Origin of the sequence: Pseudoalteromonas sp. US3C1013 (assembly GCF_048401115.1) — a bacterium.
GTDB classification, from domain to species: Bacteria; Pseudomonadota; Gammaproteobacteria; order Enterobacterales; family Alteromonadaceae; genus Pseudoalteromonas; species Pseudoalteromonas undina.
Window position 1 is genome coordinate 1,796,251 of the sequence record NZ_CP183075.1, and the last position, 18,544, is coordinate 1,814,794.

Sequence of the window (18,544 nt, forward strand, 5' to 3'; positions counted from 1 at the left end):
CTATACATTTAAACTTCTTTTTTGCGCCGATTTGGTCTTTGGCTTGCGGGCGCTGTTGAGTTACTTATCTGGTTAGATAGTAAAACAAACAACTAAATTCAGCTAAAAGAGGGATGCTTTGGCTGTTTAATATATCAATCGATTTCGATTGCTATGAATAATTAACGAGGATTATGATGCAGCCATCATTTGATAAAAATAAAGCAAGATTTTCTTTGCTCCCCCTACTCACCTTTGTTGCTATTTTTTTAGGCTCAGGCTTATATTTGCAATCTCAAGGGGTTGATTATGCATTTTATCAACTCCCAGCACCGGTCGCTATTTTACCTGCGATTGTTTTAGCCTTTATTTTAAATAAAGCCAGTATTAATCAAAGTGTAGAAACCTTTATTAAAGGCGTGGGTAATAACAATATTATTACCATGTGTCTTATCTATTTATTAGCAGGTGCTTTTTCTGCGGTTGCAGGGGCAACCGGTGGCGTTGACGCGGTTGTTAATGCTGGTCTCTCACTTATTCCCCCTTCATTACTTCTGCCTGGTTTGTTTTTAATTGCCGCGGTTATCTCTACTGCGATGGGCACATCAATGGGAACTATCGGTGCTATTGGCCCAATTGCTTATGCAGTATCAATGAAAACAGGGATTGATCCCGCATTAATGGCCGGTACCATTGTATCTGGCGCTATGTTTGGTGATAACCTATCAATAATTTCTGACACTACGATTGCAGCTACCCGCACGCAAGGCTGTGAAATGAAAGATAAGTTTAAAGAAAATCTTAAAATTGCGATTCCAGCCGCTATCCTTACTATTGCACTGTTGTTATTTTTAACGCCAGCTGCGCAAGTTGTTGAAACTAAAGACTACGATATTTTATTGGTGCTTCCTTATGCCTTTATTTTAGTACTGGCAGTAATGGGCTTTAATGTATTTGTAGTACTGTTAAGCGGTATTGTTTTCGCCGCATTGATGGGCTTTACCGGAAGCTATGAAGGCGCCAGCTTTGTAAAAGATATTTACCAAGGTTTTAGCGACATGCAGGAAATATTTTTACTGTCTATGTTTATTGGTGGCCTCTCTGAGTTTATTCGTATTAATGGCGGCCTCGACTACATCGCGCAAAAAATTCAAGCAATCACTAAGGTCATTGCAAAATGGCATCGCAAGGTAGCGGATCAGTTAGGGATAGCTGCATTAGTGCTAACCAGCAATATGTGTATTGCTAACAACACAGTGTCTATTATTGTGACTGGCCCTATTGCTAAAAAGCTAGCTGACGATGGCGAAATTAGTGGTAAACGTTCTGCCAGTTTATTAGATATTTTTGCCTGTGTTACCCAAGGGTCTTTACCTTACGGCGCACAAGCACTTCTGCTTGGTGCTACATTTAAAATTAGCCCGTGGGAAGTATCAACCTCATCTTACTACTGCTTTATTTTAGCTTTTACCGCTATTGCGGTTATTTGTTTACGTCGTAATAAAGCTTAAATCTTCTTTAAACAGTGTATTAGCCACATGCTAGTACACTGTTTATGACAATAAATAATTAACAAATTAACCGTCTTTGCTATAATGTGGTATTCAGCGTGTCACATAAAATATGGTTATGAAAATTAAAAACTTACTTCCTCTCGTTGCACTTAGTGCGTGTGCCTTAAGTTCAACAGCTACTGCTGCTAATTGGAGCAGTACTGCGCTTCATATTAACAACGGTAATCATAAAAACCCGTTCACTGAACAAAAATCAAGCACCACGGTTTATTCATTGCAACATGCTTCAGGCCATGACTATGGGGATAACTTTTTCTTTATTGATTACAGCACTGATGGCAATGACGATAACTACCAAGATCAAGACTTTTACTTTGAAGGTTATTCTACGCTTAGCTTATCGGCCGTTATGGACGAAAAAGTAGCGTCAGGTGCGCTCGTTGATGTTGGCCTAACCATGGGTATTAATGCCGCAGGCGATGCTAAAGTTGTTAAATACTTACCGGGTGTAAAATTAAGCTGGGATGTGCCTGGTTTTAATTTCTTATCAACCCTTGTGACTGCCTACATTGATGATAGTGAAGGTGTTGCTGAAGGCGGTGCGCCAATTGAAACCAACAGCTGGATGTTTGACGTTGCTTTTGAATATCCATTTATGATTGGCTCACAAAAATTTAGTGTTAAGGGTCATGCGGAATATATTGCTGAGCGTGAAGATGAGTTTGGTAATGACGTACGCGCTTGGTTTTTAGCTCAACCTATTATTGTATGGGATATGGGGCATGCGCTAGAGATGAAAGAAAACACATTACTGTTAGGTATGGAGTGGCAGTACTGGCATAACAAACTTGGTACAGATGTCAGCGAATCAGTACCGCAAGTTCATTTAGAGTGGACTTTTTAAATAACAAAGTAAATTAAAAAGTGCGAACCATTTCGCACTTTTTTAAGTTCAAAAATATATGTTTTATCTAATTGTTAACCTATCGGCAATTAACTGAGAAGTAGTCGTCCCCGCTCTTTACTTCTAACTCAGGAAAATGTGTTATCAGACGGTTATAGCCTTCTTTAGATCGGATTTTGAGAGCAAATGAAGCTCGAAGATGTTGCGATTCAATGTGAACTCCATTGCGAATAAAAAAGTCTATAAATGCTTTATTTTTTTTATTTTCATAGGTAATTGGATCACCGGAATGAATAGAGAGTTCCGAATAATTTTGGATAAAGAAATAAAGAGGATCCAATTCATTCTTATTATCAAAAGCAACGCCACCCAGCCTAGTGTTTAATATATCGAAGGGGTCAAAAACGCCTTCAGCTGCAAAACTATTCAATAAACTCTGCGCATCTTTTAACTGCTCGAAATTTAATGAATTAAGCCACAATGTTAATCCTTTTAATCCTGCCAACCCTCCTAATAATTCCGAATGACTACTTAACGGTTTTAAACCAACATTACTTAGTCTAGATATAATTTCTTGCTCATTTAAGCTAGTTGCTTGCAGGTAATCTCGAGCAAAAATAACTGCTAAAATAGATTTTGTTTCAGGTAACAAAACAGGTAAATCTAAGGTTTCTAAATCGAGTTCTTGTAATGAGGTGTTTTGATTACCAATTGCTTGATTAATTATCTTACTCACTGTAGTAATCTGACTATTTATTAACGGAGAGTTATGTAAAGCTTTTTTATTTTTACAGTGCTTAAATTCAGATGAAGATTTAATCTTTGCAATAAAAGGCTGATCTTTAAATGTTTCAATTTCATTGGGTGTTAATTCACGGCTTGCAAGCCAATCCGTCGTTGATTGACACTTTTTGAGGTCCAGTTGTTGTTCGTCAGTTAATACGGATTCTTTTATATTCAGTTGCAATATAGGGTTCGGTTTCTCTATATCATCGATTAAAACGATTTTAATAACGATCCCTTCGTTATTTAATTTCTCAACCCCCTTATTGACCTTTTCGTTACTAAACCAAGGGTGTGTGATTTTTTGATAAAAAACCTGCTTCTCTAATAACCCTAAAAGAGTTAAGAACAATTTATGCTCTGTTGGATTAGTAATTTCATAATCTTCACCACCTATAATAGTGAGAAAATTCAATGCTAATTTATTATCGAAGCTTACATCTGATAACTTTAAATCAGGGTAACGCTGCAAAAGCATAATAGCGGATTGTAGCTGCTGTTTAGTCAACAACAGATTTAAAATTGAATTTAAAGGAGAAAGTTGATTATTGTTAAGTACATCATATGGAATTTCTGAAAAAGTCCGTTCAATTTCGTTAAAAATTTCAACGGCAGAGGTATTTGTTGAGCTGACCTTTTTGTAAATCGTATCTGTGGGCAAGTTTTTCCAAAGTATATCCAAAAGGTCAGTGTAATCAACAACAGTTGTTATATTTAAGTCCGGTGCGTTAACGTAATCGTATTGAGCAATTAATCTTTCACTATTCGGTATTGATTGTAAAATCGGAAGCAACTTTTCAACTGACTTTGCTAATGCCGCTTTATCGTACCAAGTTTTAGCCACTGACCAGTAACTCGAAAACCATATTGCCTCGGCGACCTGCTTTGCTGTATACCCGTTTTTAAATGCTTGTGAAGCTTTTAGCTCAATATCACGTTCATTATTATCTCGTAACTGATACTGCTTATAATTTAGCTCTTTGCATTGCTCCTCATTCGGGATATCAGTAGGAAATGGCTGTTTAACATAAATATTTTTGGCGTTTGTGTTATTCCCGAAATTAACTTTTGGCTTTTTAATATCAACATTGGCTTCTGTTGGTGTAAGCAGGGTTGAATTATGACGCTTACTGGATAATATACTGAAAACTGTAACTAAGCTGATCAAAACAACGCTAATGATTACAACTATTTTTTTCATCCTTGAATTTTCCTATTTAGCCTATTACAAACTACATGTTCTCATTTTCAAGTTAGTTTGATTAAGCTCGCAAACTAATGTTAAACGAGCTTATAAGGTTTTGTTAAAACTTACACTGCGGATTTTTACCTTGTGCTTTAGCTGCTTTTTGCTCACTAAGCGCTTTATCCATTTGCGATTGTAAATTTGCAATACGGCTCGTTGGTGCTGGGTGAGTTGATAAAAACTCTGGCGTTGCCCCACTGCCCGCTTGACTCATATTTTGCCAAAGCGTAACAGACTCTTTAGGGTTGAAACCTGCTTGCGCCATTAAATCTAAACCAATAACGTCAGCTTCTGTCTCATGTGAACGACTAAACGGTAAAACCACACCATATTGAGCGCCAAGACCAAGTCCTTGCATAATTTCATTGCGGTATTGCACGTTGCCCATTTCAAGCGCCGCACTGCCCACTTTCATTCCAGTTTGTAAAATAGAGCTTTGTGAAACACGTTCATTTGAGTGCTCTGCAATCACATGACCGACTTCATGACCTAAAACAGTTGCAAGCTGATCTTGGTTTGTAGCAATTTTTAATAGTCCAGTGTGCACCCCAATATAACCACCTGGCAATGCAAAGGCGTTTGCAGATTCATCTTCAAATACCACCACTTCCCAGTTTTGAGATGCATAATCTGTTGGTAGAACGGCTACTACTTTATCAGCAATACAATTGACGTAACTGTTTACTTTTGGGTCTTTATTTACCGGCTGATTTTTTTTCATTTCTGCAAAACTGGCAGTGCCCATCTGACTCATTTGTTGGTCTGAGTAAAGCGCAATTTGCGTTCGTCCAGTTGGTGATGTTTTACAACCTACTAATACTGCACTAGCAAGTACTGCCAAAACCAATTTCTTCATTATGTTACCCTAGATCATTGTTTTATTAAGTATAGAATAGCAAACGCGGTGTTAGTTTAAAATCTTTGCTTTTTGCGATTAAACAATTAAGTTAGCAGGCAAACTAAGTTTATCCAACGCCATTGCCCTGCTATACTGCCCAACCTATATTCGTTGTTTTGAGTTTTTAAATGAGCGCTTCGGCTTCTTCTTTTAATACCCGTATTTTATTGCCTTTATTAGCCAGTATTGTGGCAATCACGCCTTTAGCCATCGATATGTACTTACCGGCGATGCTGGTAATTGCCAACGATCTCAATACTAGCATGCCAAATGTTCAAATCTCGTTGAGTATCTATTTAGCAGGTTATGCATTGGGCATGTTATTTTTTGGCCCTATAGCCGATCAAATTGGCAGGCGTAAACTAGCGCGAATAGGGCTCAGTTTATTTGGCTTAAGTTCACTCGCATTGGCATTTACTACTGAAGTGCATACTTTTTGGGTGTTAAGAGCGGTACAGGCATTTACTGGGGCAGCTGCCACGGTTGTCGTTCCTGGGATAATAAGGCACATATATCAAAAAAATACCGCTAAGGGTATGTCGTATGTGTCTATGATCATGATGATAGCGCCTTTACTTGCCCCCTCTATCGGCTCAGTTATTTTAGGCTTTTCGCTGTGGTCGACTATTTTTATTGTTTTAGCGGCTTATAGCTTTGTAATTTTACTTTTTGTACAGCGTTATTTAATCGATATCCCGATATTTAAAAATGATCGAAAAGGGTTATCGCTATTCTTTTCAAGTTACAAAATTGTATTAAGCAACCCGCACGCCCGCGCTGATATTTTAAGCTCGATGTTTGTGTCGTTTGGCTTTTTTTGCTTTTTAACCTCGGTTCCATATATTTACCTCGACTTATTTAAAGTATCGGAACAATTGTTTGGTCTGCTATTCGCTTTTAATGTAATGGCGTTGATGTTTGGTAACTTTTTAAATACTCGCGTAGTGCCACGTATTGGCTCACGAAAAATGCTTTATTACGGGCTAATGTGTGGTTTTATCTCTGGCACAGCATTACTCAGTTTTAGTGTATTGCATCTATCGCTTTACTTTATTGTTGCGGCTATTGCCCCGTTGATGATGAGCTTAGGCATAATAGCGAGTAATGCAGATTCATTAATTTTGATGAAGTTTGAACAAAATACCGGAACTGCCACGGCGGTTATCGGCACCTTGCGTTTTGGTAGTGGCGCATTAGTAGGCCCTATATTAGCGGTAATGCATGCACAAAGTGCGGTTCCATTTTCTAGTTTAATGTTTAGTGCGGTGGTACTGACAATACTGGTGCAGTTAATACATTATTTTAAAGACAAAAAAAATGCCTCATAATGAGGCATTTTTAAATTGTATACTTAATTAAGCGTCAGCGGCTTTAGATACCATAACCATTGCAGGGCGTAATAAACGGCCGTTTAATGTGTAACCTTTTTGCATTACTGCTAAAACAGTATTTGGGGTTACATCGTTGCTTGGTTGGATTGACATTGCTTGATGAAAGTCTGGGTTAAACTGCTCACCTTGAGGGTTTACAATTTCAACACCAAATTTAGCTACCGCGTCGTTAAAGCTTTTCACTGTCATATCAATGCCTTCAAGTAAAGGCTTAAGCGTTTCATTTTCTTTATCAGAAAACTCAATAGCACGCTCTAAGTTATCTATAACAGGGAGTAATTCATTAGCAAACTTTTCTAGTGCAAATTTGTGTGCTTTTTCTACATCTTGTGCAGCGCGACGACGCATATTGTCCACATCTGCAGCAGCGCGAACTACGCTATCTTTTTGATCTGCAATAGTTTGCTTTGCAGTTTCAAGCTCGGCATATAACATAGCAATTTCTGCTTCAGGGCTTTGCTCTTGCTCAGCATGTTGTTCTGCTGCTTCAACTGCCGCCTCAACGTCAGCTTCCATTTGCGTCACTTCTTCGTTCAGTTCTACTTCTTGCTCTGGGTTTTGTGTCTGCTCAGACATAAAATATACGCTCCAATTCTTTACAACTGCGGTAATTATGGGGATTGAATAAAAAGATTCAAGAGCTCAATGGCTCTAATAATTTAAATTCTTGGATTATTTTCTCTAATTGCGCTGATTTTGGACAAATAACACAAAAGCGACTCTGATATTCTTGATTTTGAAAATACGGCACACTAATCACAATGAGTTCATCGCAGCTACTGAACGGTAAGTTTTCAGTATTGAGAATAGAGACCCCATTTTTAAAAGCGAGTTTATCTTCAACAAAATTTAAAAATGATACACCAATATTAAGGCTTTGCTCACAATCTATTTTTTTATAAAGGTAGTTTTCGCCAACAACGATACTGTTATCTGAGCCTAATTTTTGGCTTAGCTCACGGGTCCATTGAGTTAAAGAGTCATGACAATTACGCGGAGCCGTATTGGCCATTGCCTGCATTCGGTAGAGGCCTTCAATTAAAGATTGTTGACTAAAAACCGTATTGAGCCAAGTAGCAAATTCATAGCGTTGGCTATCGCTAGGGTCATGAGGCTTATTAATACAAATATTGTGGCTCTGCCCTGCTCTATCTAAGAGTAAAATAAGCCAGTTGTTTGCATCAAAGTCGAGCACTTCTACCCTAAATACCTGCTGTGTTCTAACCTGCGGTAGCCCCACACAACAGCATACTTGGTAACGTTGACTCAAGCCATGCGCTAGCTCAACCAATTGTGCCTGCTCAGGTTGCCAATAATTAGCAATATCATTGAGCGTAAAAAACTCATCAAACCAATAGTCAAACCCATCATTGGTTGGCACTCGGCCAGCCGATGTATGTGGTGAATACAACAAGCCTATTTTTTCAAGGCGCGCCATCGCGTTACGCACAGTGGCAGAGCATACCGCCATACCTTTTTGCTTTGCAATTTTTGTTGACGGCACAGGTAAGCCATCGCCATTACAGTACATACTCATAACAGCGGCAAATATTTGCTGATCTCGTGGGTTTAGTTTCATGTTATCTACATCTTTATGCATAGCTGTTATATCGGGGCTAAGTATTATTATTTCAAGTATAAAAAATACAATAAATCTAAATTTTACAGTGAATTAATTAAATCCGCTGGTTATTACTAAGATCTGTGTTTTCAAACACTTCTGTTTTAGGTTACTCTACAAATATTAGAACTCTCAGTGTATTTATTATGGACTCTCCCTTTAACACTATCGGCTTGATTGGTAAGCCAAATCATCCTAATGCTGCCGCTACTTTACAACGATTACATACGTTTTTATTAGCTTTAGGCTTTGAGGTGATTGTTGAAAAACGTACAGGGAGTCAACTTAGTGATGTACCGAGCGACAAACTCGTAAAGCTCGTTGATTTAGGCGAGCGTGCCGACTTGGCGATTGTGGTTGGAGGCGATGGCAACATGCTGGGTGCTGCACGGGTGCTTGCTCGCTTTGATATAGCCGTAATTGGTGTAAATAGAGGTAATTTAGGCTTTTTAACTGATTTGAATCCAGAAGGGTTTGAGGGTAGCTTAGAACAGGTACTCAGCGGCGATTACATTGAAGAAAAACGTTTTTTATTAGAAGTTGAAGTGTATCGTCATAATGAACTTAAAAGCGCTAATTCTGCAGTAAACGAAGCAGTGCTTCATGCTGATAAAGTAGCACATATGATTGAGTTTGAAGCCTTTATAAACGATGACTTTGTATTTTCTCAACGCTCCGATGGTTTGATTGTGTCGACTCCAACAGGCTCAACGGCATACTCTTTATCAGGCGGTGGGCCTATTTTAACACCAGAGCTTAATGCAATGTCACTGGTTCCGATGTTTCCACATACTTTATCAAGTCGCCCTTTAGTGGTGGATGCTGATAATGAAGTGCGTTTAAAGCTTAGTTTAGAAAATACTGATAGCTTACAAGTAAGCTGTGACAGCCATGTTGTACTCGCCGTATTACCGGGTGATGAGGTAGTTATACGTAAAGCTGACAAAAAATTACGCTTAATCCACCCAAAAAATTATTCTTATTATAATGTGCTACGTAAAAAGCTAAATTGGGGTAGCCGGTTATACTAATTTTATTGCCAAACATGCAACTTTAGCGCAAAATATCGGGCTAGAATTTTTAAATATCATCAGGAAAAAGTAGTAATGACTTATGTAGTGTTTCTTGCTTTATTATTATTAATTACTTTACTTGGCAGTTACTTGCTAATTGAGAGTAATCGAAAAAAAACCATTGAAGCAAAGAAAAAACTGTTTAACGAGCGCGTAGCAAGTACTCAATCACGTTTAAAAATAAAACTAAACGAATTACTTGATGCAAATGTCATCAGTGCTAAGCACCTTCCTCGAATTCAAGCAGTTGTAAGTAACTTTTTCGTGGTACAGCCTCACACCGATGAAAATTTAGTTAAGTTGGAATCGTTATGTGACCAACTTATTAACATACTTAACGAAGAGCTTATAAAAACCTATAAAAGTAATAATAGCCAAGCATTTGCCGACAGCACTCAATATTTTATAGCAGAGTTGCCAGCTCAAGGTATTTTATACAATAAAAATTTTTACCAAGAAGTCCTTCCTACGTTAATCTTAAAGTTGAAAACTGAAGACAACATACAACCAGTTGATAATATTGATCTTAACGATGAAACCCTCCCTATTGATGAAGAAAAAAAAACACTAATTGAGTCCAGCCTTGCTTAAAATATAGAAATTTAATTTGCAATAAACCAAAACACTGTATAAATTAACAGTTAATTCACTGGATGGATGAACAGTATGTTAATTGGTTTAGAAATTAAAAATTTTGCAATTGTAAGTAATTTAAGCACTGAATGGCATTCGGGCATGACCGCTATTACCGGTGAAACGGGTGCGGGTAAATCAATCGCTATTGATGCGTTATCATTGTGCCTTGGAGAACGAGCAGAGGCTTCAGCTGTGCGCCCAGGCACTGATAAAGCCGAGGTAAGTGCGCAATTTGATTTAAGCAATTTGCCACACGCCCATGCATTTCTAGAAGAGAACATGCTTAATAATGACGATAACGAATGTCTACTTCGTAGAGTTGTTTGCAAGAATGGCCGCAGCAAAAGCTACATTAATGGTAGCCCTGTCACCGCTGCACAGCTAAAAGAGCTAGGCCAATATTTAATTTCTATACACGGTCAACATGCACACCAGCATCTATTAAAAGCAGAGCATCAATTACAGCTACTGGATGCTTACGCCGGGCACCAAAATCTAGTTAATGCTGTAAGCCAACGCTATAAACGTTATGCTGATTTACAAAAAGAATTTAAACAACTAGAACACCAACAACAACAACAAGCTGCGCAAAAACAATTATTAGAATATCAAGTGGCTGAGCTTGATGAATTTGCGTTGCAAGCTGGTGAGTTTGAACAAATAGAAGCAGAGCATTATAAGCTCAGTAACAGCCAAACTATTTTGCAATCTTGTCAGCGCGAGCTACAACATTTATACGAAAGTGATGAGCAAAATGCGTGCTCTCTTTTACAACACAGCGCACAACAATTTAATGAACTTGCACATTATGATGAAACCCTGGCCAATGTAGCAGCATTACTGACAGAAGCAGCGGTTCAAGTTGAAGAAGCAAGCAGAGAAATACGCAATTATACTGAACAAGCTGACTTAGATCCTACTCGCTTAACGGAAGTAGAAAACAGACTTGGTGGCGCTATGGATTTAGCAAGAAAACACCATATAAAGCCACAAGAGCTCGTTGAGTTTCATCAAAATGTAACACAAGAACTAGACTCTATAAGCAGTAATAGTTCGCGCCTCGAACAGCTTGAAGGTGAAATTTCAGCAGCTCTTGAAGATTATCAAACGGCTAGTGAGGAATTAAGTGCTAGCCGTCATCAATACGCTAATACACTTAATGGCTTGATCAGCGAAAGCATGGCTAATTTATCTATGGAAAATGGCGTTTTTGAAATAGCCCTTACAGCACATACCGATCGCTCTCCAAACAGCTTAGGTTTTGATAATGTATCGTTTTTAGTATCAACAAACCCAGGGCAACCATTACAACCTTTAGCAAAAGTAGCCTCTGGTGGTGAGTTATCACGCATTAGTTTGGCTATTCAAGTTATTATTGCCCAAAAAGTAACGACTCCAACACTTATATTTGATGAAGTAGATGTCGGTATTTCTGGCCCTACAGCTGCTGCAGTTGGTAAACTGCTGCGCCAATTAGGTAAATCGACACAAGTAATTTGTGTAACCCATTTACCGCAAGTGGCCAGTAGCGCTCATCAGCAATTTTTTGTTGCCAAAGAAATTGCAGACGGTGAAACGTTTACTCATATGCTGGCATTAAATAAAGATGGCAGGGTTAATGAAATTGCGCGTTTGCTGGGTGGTGATAACATTAGCAAAACAGCTAAAGCCAATGCGAAAGAGCTTATAAAAGCGCACGGATAAAATTATACATTTATAGTGCGTTATCTTGATACGGTGAGGATACCTTGATGCAAACAACGGTCATTTATTTTGGCTTAGCAATTAACTGGCTACTACTTATAGTTAGTGTACTTTTAGCCATGTTTAGCAAGTTTAAACACACACAATTTAAACAAGGATTATATCGTTTTTTAAATGTGGCATTAATTGTACATATTGTTATTGCTGTTATGTTAGTTTTTAGCAGCACAGCCATTAGTGGCTTAATAACACTTAGTTTGTTGGTTATTGGCCTACAGCTTGTTTGTAACGTTATCTGCTATAAAAGTGTGAAACGTCGACAAGCCAGAGTGAAACCGAGCCTTGATCACTTCTCGATGGATTAACTAACATAGCGTTTAAAAATGCCCGCAACCTGTGTATTGTGGGCATTTTTATTTGTAAAACTGAGGGAATAAAAAAGCAAACCCGAAGGTTTGCTTATGACTCCATTCTAACAAAAGAATTATTTACACTTTTAAATAATCCATAATGCCTTCTGCAGCATTACGCCCCTCAAATATAGCAGTAACCACTAAGTCTGAGCCACGAACAATATCACCACCAGCAAATATTTTAGGATTAGTGGTTTGATGTGTAAATTCACCTTGCTCAGGTGCATTAATACCGCCCCAGTGGTTAATTTCTACATCGTACTGTTCTAACCAGTCCATTTTATGTGGCTTAAAACCAAATGCCATAATCACTTGTGTGGCTTCAATAATGTGCTCTGATCCGGGGACTTCTTCAGCACGACGGCGGCCGTTTTCATCTGCCTCGCCAAGCTGAGTTTTTACCATTTTAACGCCGGCTACAGCACCTTTGTCATCAAGTACAATCCCTTTTGGCTGAACGTTATAAGTAAAAATTACGCCCTCTTCTTTTGCATTTTTTACTTCGCGTTTTGAACCAGGCATGTTCTCTTCATCACGACGATAAGCACACGTTACTTTTAACGCGTTATGACGAATGGAGGTACGCACACAGTCCATTGCTGTATCACCACCACCTAGTACCACTACTTTTTGGTTTGCCATATCAATGCAAGCTTGTTTAGACTCATCGTAACCCATAACACGATTAGTGTTACCAATTAAGAATGGCAGGGCATCATGCACCCCCGGTGCATCTTCGTTCTCAAGCCCTGCACGCATACTTTGATAAGTCCCCACTCCCAAAAATACAGCGTCATACTCATTAAGAATTTCATCCATGCTAATGTCTTTACCTACTTCGACATTAAGTTTAAATTCAACACCCATTTCGGTAAATATTTCGCGACGTTTTTGCATGACTTCTTTTTCTAATTTAAAAGAAGGAATACCAAAGGTTAACAGCCCACCAATTTCAGGGTGACGGTCAAATACCACAGGCTTTACGCCATTACGTACTAGAATATCAGCACAACCTAACCCTGCTGGCCCAGCACCAATAATAGCCACTTTTTTATCAGTCCATGTCACATAAGACATGTCTGGCTTCCAGCCCATTTTGAACGCGGTATCGGTGATATATTTTTCAATATTACCGATTGTTACCGCTCCAAACTCTTCATCTAACGTACATGAGCCTTCGCATAAGCGGTCTTGTGGGCATACTCTTCCACACACCTCTGGCAAACTGTTAGTACGGTGCGAAAGCTCAGCGGCCTCTAAAATGCGCCCTGTACGGATCAGTTTTAACCATTGTGGAATATAGTTATGTACTGGACATTTCCACTCACAATAAGGGTTACCGCAATCAAGGCAGCGATCTGCCTGTGAATTAACTTGGTTTTCTGAAAAGGGTTCATAAATTTCTACGAACGATTTTTTACGCGACGAGATTGGTTTCTTGCGTGGGTCTACACGCTGCACGTCTATAAATTGATATACATTTTCGCTCATACTGCCCCCTTATTGCGCTTGAACACGTAGTTCGGCGCTACTGCGAGCGCGATGCCCGAGTAAACTTTTTACGTCACTTGATTTAGGTTTTACTAATTTGAACATCGGTAAATAAAGTTCAAAGTTAGCTAAAATAGTTTCTGCTCTGCATGAGCCTGTTAGCTCTAAATGGTCAGCAATTAAGCCGCGTAAATGCTCTTGATGTGAACTCAAATCATCTAAAGTAACCACTTCAACCAACTCTGGGTTAATGCGTTTCTCAAAATCACCTCGTTCATCTAAAATATAAGCAAAACCACCGGTCATACCTGCACCAAAGTTAACTCCTACATTACCAAGTACACATACCACGCCACCGGTCATATATTCACAACCATTATCACCAACACCTTCAACAACAGCTTGCACACCCGAATTACGCACAGCAAAACGCTCACCAGCACATCCGGCTGCAAACAATTTACCGCCAGTGGCACCATATAAACAGGTATTACCTACGATGGTTGCTTTGTGACTTTCAAATGACGAACCCAGTGGTGGGCGAACGACTAGCTTACCGCCCGCCATCCCTTTACCAACGTAATCGTTAGCATCACCAACTAGAGTCATTTCAAGGCCGCCAGCATTCCATACCCCGAATGACTGGCCAGCTGTACCATGAAGTTCAATCACCACTGGATCTGCTGCCATACCTTGATTACCGTGCTTATCAGCAATATAACCAGAAAGCATTGCGCCAACCGATCTATCGGTATTACATATACGACTCACTAATGAAATGCCGCTTGAATTATCAATTGCCTCTTTTGCCTTGCCTAGCAAGCTCTCATTTAATTCACCTAAATAGTGCGAGCTATTTGGTGCACTGCAAAACAGTGTTTCACCCGTTGGGTTGTTCGGCTGAGCGATAACCGCTGATAAATCTATTTTTTGCTGTTTGGCTGTTTTGCCTTCAATGGTTTCGAGTAAATCTAAGCGACCAATCAAATCGGTTAGGTTTGCAACACCTAAACTTGCCATAATTTCACGCGCTTCTTGAGCTATAAACTTAAAGTAGTTCATCGCCATTTCTGGTAAGCCGTGATAATGCTTTTGGCGCAGTGTATCGTCTTGGGTTGCCACACCAGTAGCACAGTTATTTAAGTGACAAATTCGTAAGTATTTACAGCCTAACGCCACCATGGGTCCGGTACCAAAACCAAAACTTTCAGCGCCTAAAATGGCTGCTTTGATGATATCAAGCCCGGTTTTTAACCCCCCATCTGTTTGCAGGCGAATACGATGACGAAGGCCATTTTCAACAAGTGCTTGTTGCGTTTCGGCAAGGCCAAGCTCCCATGGGCTGCCAGCATATTTAACCGAGGTTAAGGGACTTGCACCTGTGCCACCATCGTACCCTGAGATAGTAATTAGATCGGCATACGCTTTTGCAACACCGGTTGCAATTGTTCCTACGCCCGGTTCAGACACCAGTTTTACCGAAATCAGTGCATTCGGGTTTACTTGCTTTAAATCAAAAATAAGCTGGGCTAAATCTTCAATAGAGTAAATATCATGATGCGGTGGCGGTGAAATTAGTGTCACACCCGGTACCGAGTAACGAAGCTTGGCAATATAGGGCGTTACTTTTTCACCTGGTAACTGCCCGCCTTCGCCCGGCTTAGCGCCTTGAGCCACTTTTATTTGAATGACATCCGCACTGCGTAAATAATGAGGTGTTACACCAAATCGACCAGAGGCCACTTGTTTAATCCGTGAATTTTTTTCTGTACCGTAACGAAGTTTATCTTCGCCACCTTCGCCAGAATTTGAGCAACCACCTAAACGGTTCATAGCAATGGCTAGTGCTTCATGCGCCTCTGGTGATAATGCACCAATACTCATCGCTGCAGAATCAAAACGTTTATAAAGCTCAGTGGCAGGCTCGACGGCATCAATGCTTATACCCTTTTCAGGTAGTTTTAAAGCCAACATATCGCGCAAAGTCGCGACTGGACGGTGATTAACTAGCTTTGCGTATTCGCTGTAATCACTATACTCGCCGCTACGTACTGCTTTTTGTAACGTTTGAATCACATCAGGGTTGTAAGCATGATACTCGCCGCCGTGAACGTATTTGAATAAACCGCCATGGCTTAATAATTTACGTTTACTAAGCGCCAGTTTATGCAAGCTTTGCTGATCGTCATCGAAGTCGCTAAAACACGCCCCTTTTATGCGACTTGCAACGCCCTTAAAACACATCTCAACAATCGCGTCCGATAAGCCAACCGCTTCAAACAACATCGAACAACGATATGAAGCCACGGTGCTAATACCCATTTTCGACATGATTTTGTACAAGCCTTTATTAATTGCTTGACGATAAGCCAGTGTCACTTCGCAGTATGACTTATTAATCACTTTAGTATCGCTCATGGCCACAAGTGACTCATACGCTAAATACGGGTAGATTGCGGTTGCACCGAAGCCAAGTAGAACAGCAAATTGATGCGCGTCACGAACGCTGCCGGTTTCAATAATTATGTTAGACTCACAGCGTAAGTTATTATCTACCAAGCGTTTTTGTACCGCACCCACCGCCATAGCTGCAGGAATAGGTAATTGATTGTCATCAAAGTTACGATCCGTTAATACCAGCATAATGCAGCCTGATGCTGCTTTTTCTTGTGCTTCATCACAAACACGCTTAACGGCGTTTTCAAGGCCTTCTTCTACGGTGTAAGTAATGTCAATCTTACAGTAACTGTAGTGTGCTTCATCGGCATTGAGTAGCTGCTGCATGTCAGCATACATTAAAATAGGTGTATCAAATTGCAGGCGTTTAGCATGCCCTGTCGTTTCATTAAATACGTTTTGTTCACTGCCAATACACGTTGCCAACGACATTACATGGTTTTCACGTAACGGATCAATTGGCGGATTAGTCACTTGGGCAAACTTCTGGCGGAAATAATCGTAAAGTGAACGATGCCCTTCGCTTAGGACGGCAAACGGCGTATCGTCACCCATTGAACCGGTAGCTTCTTGACCATTTTCACCCATAACACGAATAACACTGTCTAGCTCTTCATTAGTATAGCCAAACATCTTTTGATATTTGACTAGAGTTGCATCATCGAATGAGCGATTACCTGCATCTTGCTCAGTCAGTGCTTCAAAAGGTGTTAAGCGTTTAACGTTTTCTTCTAACCACGATTTATAAGGGTGGCGTGATTTTAAGTCTTGGTCAATTTCATCTGAATGCCAAATTTTTCCGAGTTTGGTATCAATAACCAGTAGCTCGCCTGGGCCAACACGTCCTTTTTCTACCACCTCGTCAGCGGTGTAATCCCAAATTCCCACCTCAGAAGCTAAAGTAATAAAACCATCTTGAGTAATAATATAACGCGCTGGACGCAAACCATTACGGTCTAGGTTACAGGCTGCAAAGCGCCCATCAGACATAACAATGCCTGCAGGGCCATCCCACGGTTCCATATGCATAGAGTTAAAATCATAGAACGCACGTAAGTCGTCATCCATAGCTCGATTTTTTTGCCATGCTGGCGGCACTAGCATGCGCATCGCACGGAATAAATCCATACCACCAGCTAAAAATAGCTCCAGCATATTATCGAGGCTAGATGAGTCAGACCCTGTCTCATTAACAAACGGCGCTGCGCTTTGTAAATCAGGAATAAGTGGCGAAGCAAATTTATAAGAACGGGCACGTGCCCATTGGCGATTACCTTCAATAGTATTAATTTCACCATTGTGCGCTAAATAACGAAATGGTTGCGCTAAAGGCCAGCGAGGCTGTGTGTTTGTAGAGAAGCGTTGATGAAAAACACAAATAGCACTGGTCATGCGAATATCCGCAAGATCAAGATAAAAATTAGGCAAGTCAGCAGGCATCATTAAGCCTTTATATATTGTGACTAGCCCAGATAAACTCGCAATATAAAATGATTCATCGTCCATTAGGCGCTTTTCTGCACGACGACGTGCAACATACAAGCGGCGTTCTAAATCTTTAGAACGCCAACCTTCTGGCGCACTAATAAAAATTTGTTCAAAACCTGGCAATTGTTTTAGAGCAATAGGTCCTAACATTGATGGATCAGTTGGAACCACACGCCAGCCCAAAATATTTAGCGTTTCTTTTTCTAGTTCTTCGCTTAAAACATCTTTGGCTGCTTGTGCTAGTACCGGATCAGCATTGAGGAAGATCATCCCAACGGCGTAATTTTTACCTAAATGCCAATTATTCTCGGCAGCAATAGCCCGAAAGAAGCTGTCTGGTTTTTGTAATAACAAGCCACAACCATCACCCGTTTTACCATCAGCAGAAATACCACCGCGGTGCTGCATGCGATCTAAACCGGTGATCGCCGTACGAATGAGTCGGTGACTCGCTTGGTTATTAACTTGGGCTATTAAGCCAAAGCCACAATTATCTTTTTCTAGTTTTGAGTCATATAACATGGACCCCTCCCCTTGCTGCGCTGTTAACGTGGATGAACGGCTCGACGATTTGCTAACAGACGAACAAAATTAGCGTTATTCCACCCTTGAGTCAATATCTTTATGAATACATATTCATTATATTGAATATATTTCAACTTAATTAAAAATCATAAAATAATGCCAACCATTAACATTTGCATAGATATCGAATCGAAAAATAGATTGACACCGGTGTTATTTTTAAAAACTTGTAAACAAAAAGCATGCGCGACTAGCAGTTTACGTAAACGTAAGGTGAGATAAAAATGAATAACTATTCATTAGAGGCTATTTCCTCTTTTGTGCTGTATTAGTAATTCATCTGAACACGACATTTAATTACAGCGGCTTCTATTAGCGCATAGTTTATTCAATAGATTTAAACGCTCCCCTCATGTTATGC

13 protein-coding genes are annotated in these 18,544 nt (G+C 39.8%); 7 read left to right on the forward strand and 6 right to left on the reverse strand.

Annotated features, from left to right (window positions below; genetic code table 11):
- Positions 1 to 176: 176 nt before the first annotated feature.
- Together ACNSN2_RS08330 and ACNSN2_RS08335 are read left to right on the forward strand one after the other, a co-directional pair.
- A complete protein-coding gene (locus tag ACNSN2_RS08330; protein WP_010388632.1) occupies positions 177 to 1,490 on the forward strand; it encodes a Na+/H+ antiporter NhaC family protein in 1,314 nt (437 codons plus the stop codon).
- A 118-nt stretch (positions 1,491 to 1,608) separates the two neighbouring features.
- Entirely contained in the window at positions 1,609 to 2,397 is a 789-nt protein-coding gene (locus ACNSN2_RS08335) for a nucleoside-binding protein (protein ID WP_418606992.1), read from the forward strand.
- Between the two features lie 79 nt (positions 2,398 to 2,476).
- Here ACNSN2_RS08335 and ACNSN2_RS08340 read toward each other — a convergent pair whose 3' ends face one another.
- Positions 2,477 to 4,381 (reverse strand): hypothetical protein, encoded by a 1,905-nt coding sequence (locus ACNSN2_RS08340; protein WP_418606994.1) that lies wholly within the window; start codon positions 4,379 to 4,381, stop codon positions 2,477 to 2,479.
- A 103-nt stretch (positions 4,382 to 4,484) separates the two neighbouring features.
- A complete protein-coding gene (locus ACNSN2_RS08345) occupies positions 4,485 to 5,282 on the reverse strand; it encodes a M48 family metallopeptidase (protein WP_054201105.1) in 798 nt (265 codons plus the stop codon).
- Between the two features lie 170 nt (positions 5,283 to 5,452).
- Here ACNSN2_RS08345 and ACNSN2_RS08350 point away from each other — a divergent pair, with 170 nt between their 5' ends.
- Positions 5,453 to 6,652: a Bcr/CflA family efflux MFS transporter gene (locus ACNSN2_RS08350; protein WP_054201106.1), complete on the forward strand. Its 1,200-nt coding sequence runs from the start codon at positions 5,453 to 5,455 to the stop codon at positions 6,650 to 6,652.
- Positions 6,653 to 6,679: 27 nt separating this feature from the next.
- On the opposite strand, the gene grpE is transcribed toward ACNSN2_RS08350, so the two are convergent.
- Together grpE and ACNSN2_RS08360 are read right to left on the reverse strand one after the other, a co-directional pair.
- Entirely contained in the window at positions 6,680 to 7,291 is a 612-nt protein-coding gene (gene grpE / locus ACNSN2_RS08355; protein WP_008113139.1) for a nucleotide exchange factor GrpE, read from the reverse strand.
- A gap of 58 nt (positions 7,292 to 7,349) precedes the next feature.
- Positions 7,350 to 8,315, reverse strand: a complete 966-nt coding sequence (locus ACNSN2_RS08360; RefSeq protein WP_008113140.1) for a hypothetical protein — start codon at positions 8,313 to 8,315, stop codon at positions 7,350 to 7,352.
- Positions 8,316 to 8,482: 167 nt separating this feature from the next.
- Here ACNSN2_RS08360 and nadK point away from each other — a divergent pair, with 167 nt between their 5' ends.
- From nadK to ACNSN2_RS08380, 4 genes are all read left to right on the forward strand, one after another.
- Positions 8,483 to 9,367: an NAD(+) kinase gene (nadK, locus tag ACNSN2_RS08365; protein ID WP_008464501.1), complete on the forward strand. Its 885-nt coding sequence runs from the start codon at positions 8,483 to 8,485 to the stop codon at positions 9,365 to 9,367.
- Between the two features lie 75 nt (positions 9,368 to 9,442).
- Positions 9,443 to 10,000: a hypothetical protein gene (locus ACNSN2_RS08370; RefSeq protein ID WP_075169079.1), complete on the forward strand. Its 558-nt coding sequence runs from the start codon at positions 9,443 to 9,445 to the stop codon at positions 9,998 to 10,000.
- Between the two features lie 75 nt (positions 10,001 to 10,075).
- Positions 10,076 to 11,749, forward strand: coding sequence for a DNA repair protein RecN (recN, locus tag ACNSN2_RS08375; protein WP_418606997.1), 1,674 nt, complete (start codon positions 10,076 to 10,078; stop codon positions 11,747 to 11,749).
- 47 nt (positions 11,750 to 11,796) lie between these two features.
- Entirely contained in the window at positions 11,797 to 12,114 is a 318-nt protein-coding gene (locus ACNSN2_RS08380; RefSeq protein ID WP_138571373.1) for a hypothetical protein, read from the forward strand.
- A gap of 123 nt (positions 12,115 to 12,237) precedes the next feature.
- On the opposite strand, the gene ACNSN2_RS08385 is transcribed toward ACNSN2_RS08380, so the two are convergent.
- Together ACNSN2_RS08385 and gltB are read right to left on the reverse strand one after the other, a co-directional pair.
- Positions 12,238 to 13,653: an FAD-dependent oxidoreductase gene (locus tag ACNSN2_RS08385; RefSeq protein ID WP_013465171.1), complete on the reverse strand. Its 1,416-nt coding sequence runs from the start codon at positions 13,651 to 13,653 to the stop codon at positions 12,238 to 12,240.
- 9 nt (positions 13,654 to 13,662) lie between these two features.
- Positions 13,663 to 18,120 carry a glutamate synthase large subunit gene (gene gltB / locus ACNSN2_RS08390; protein ID WP_418607000.1) on the reverse strand — a complete coding sequence of 1,486 codons (4,458 nt, stop codon included), beginning with the start codon at positions 18,118 to 18,120 and terminating at the stop codon, positions 13,663 to 13,665.
- Positions 18,121 to 18,544: the final 424 nt, after the last annotated feature.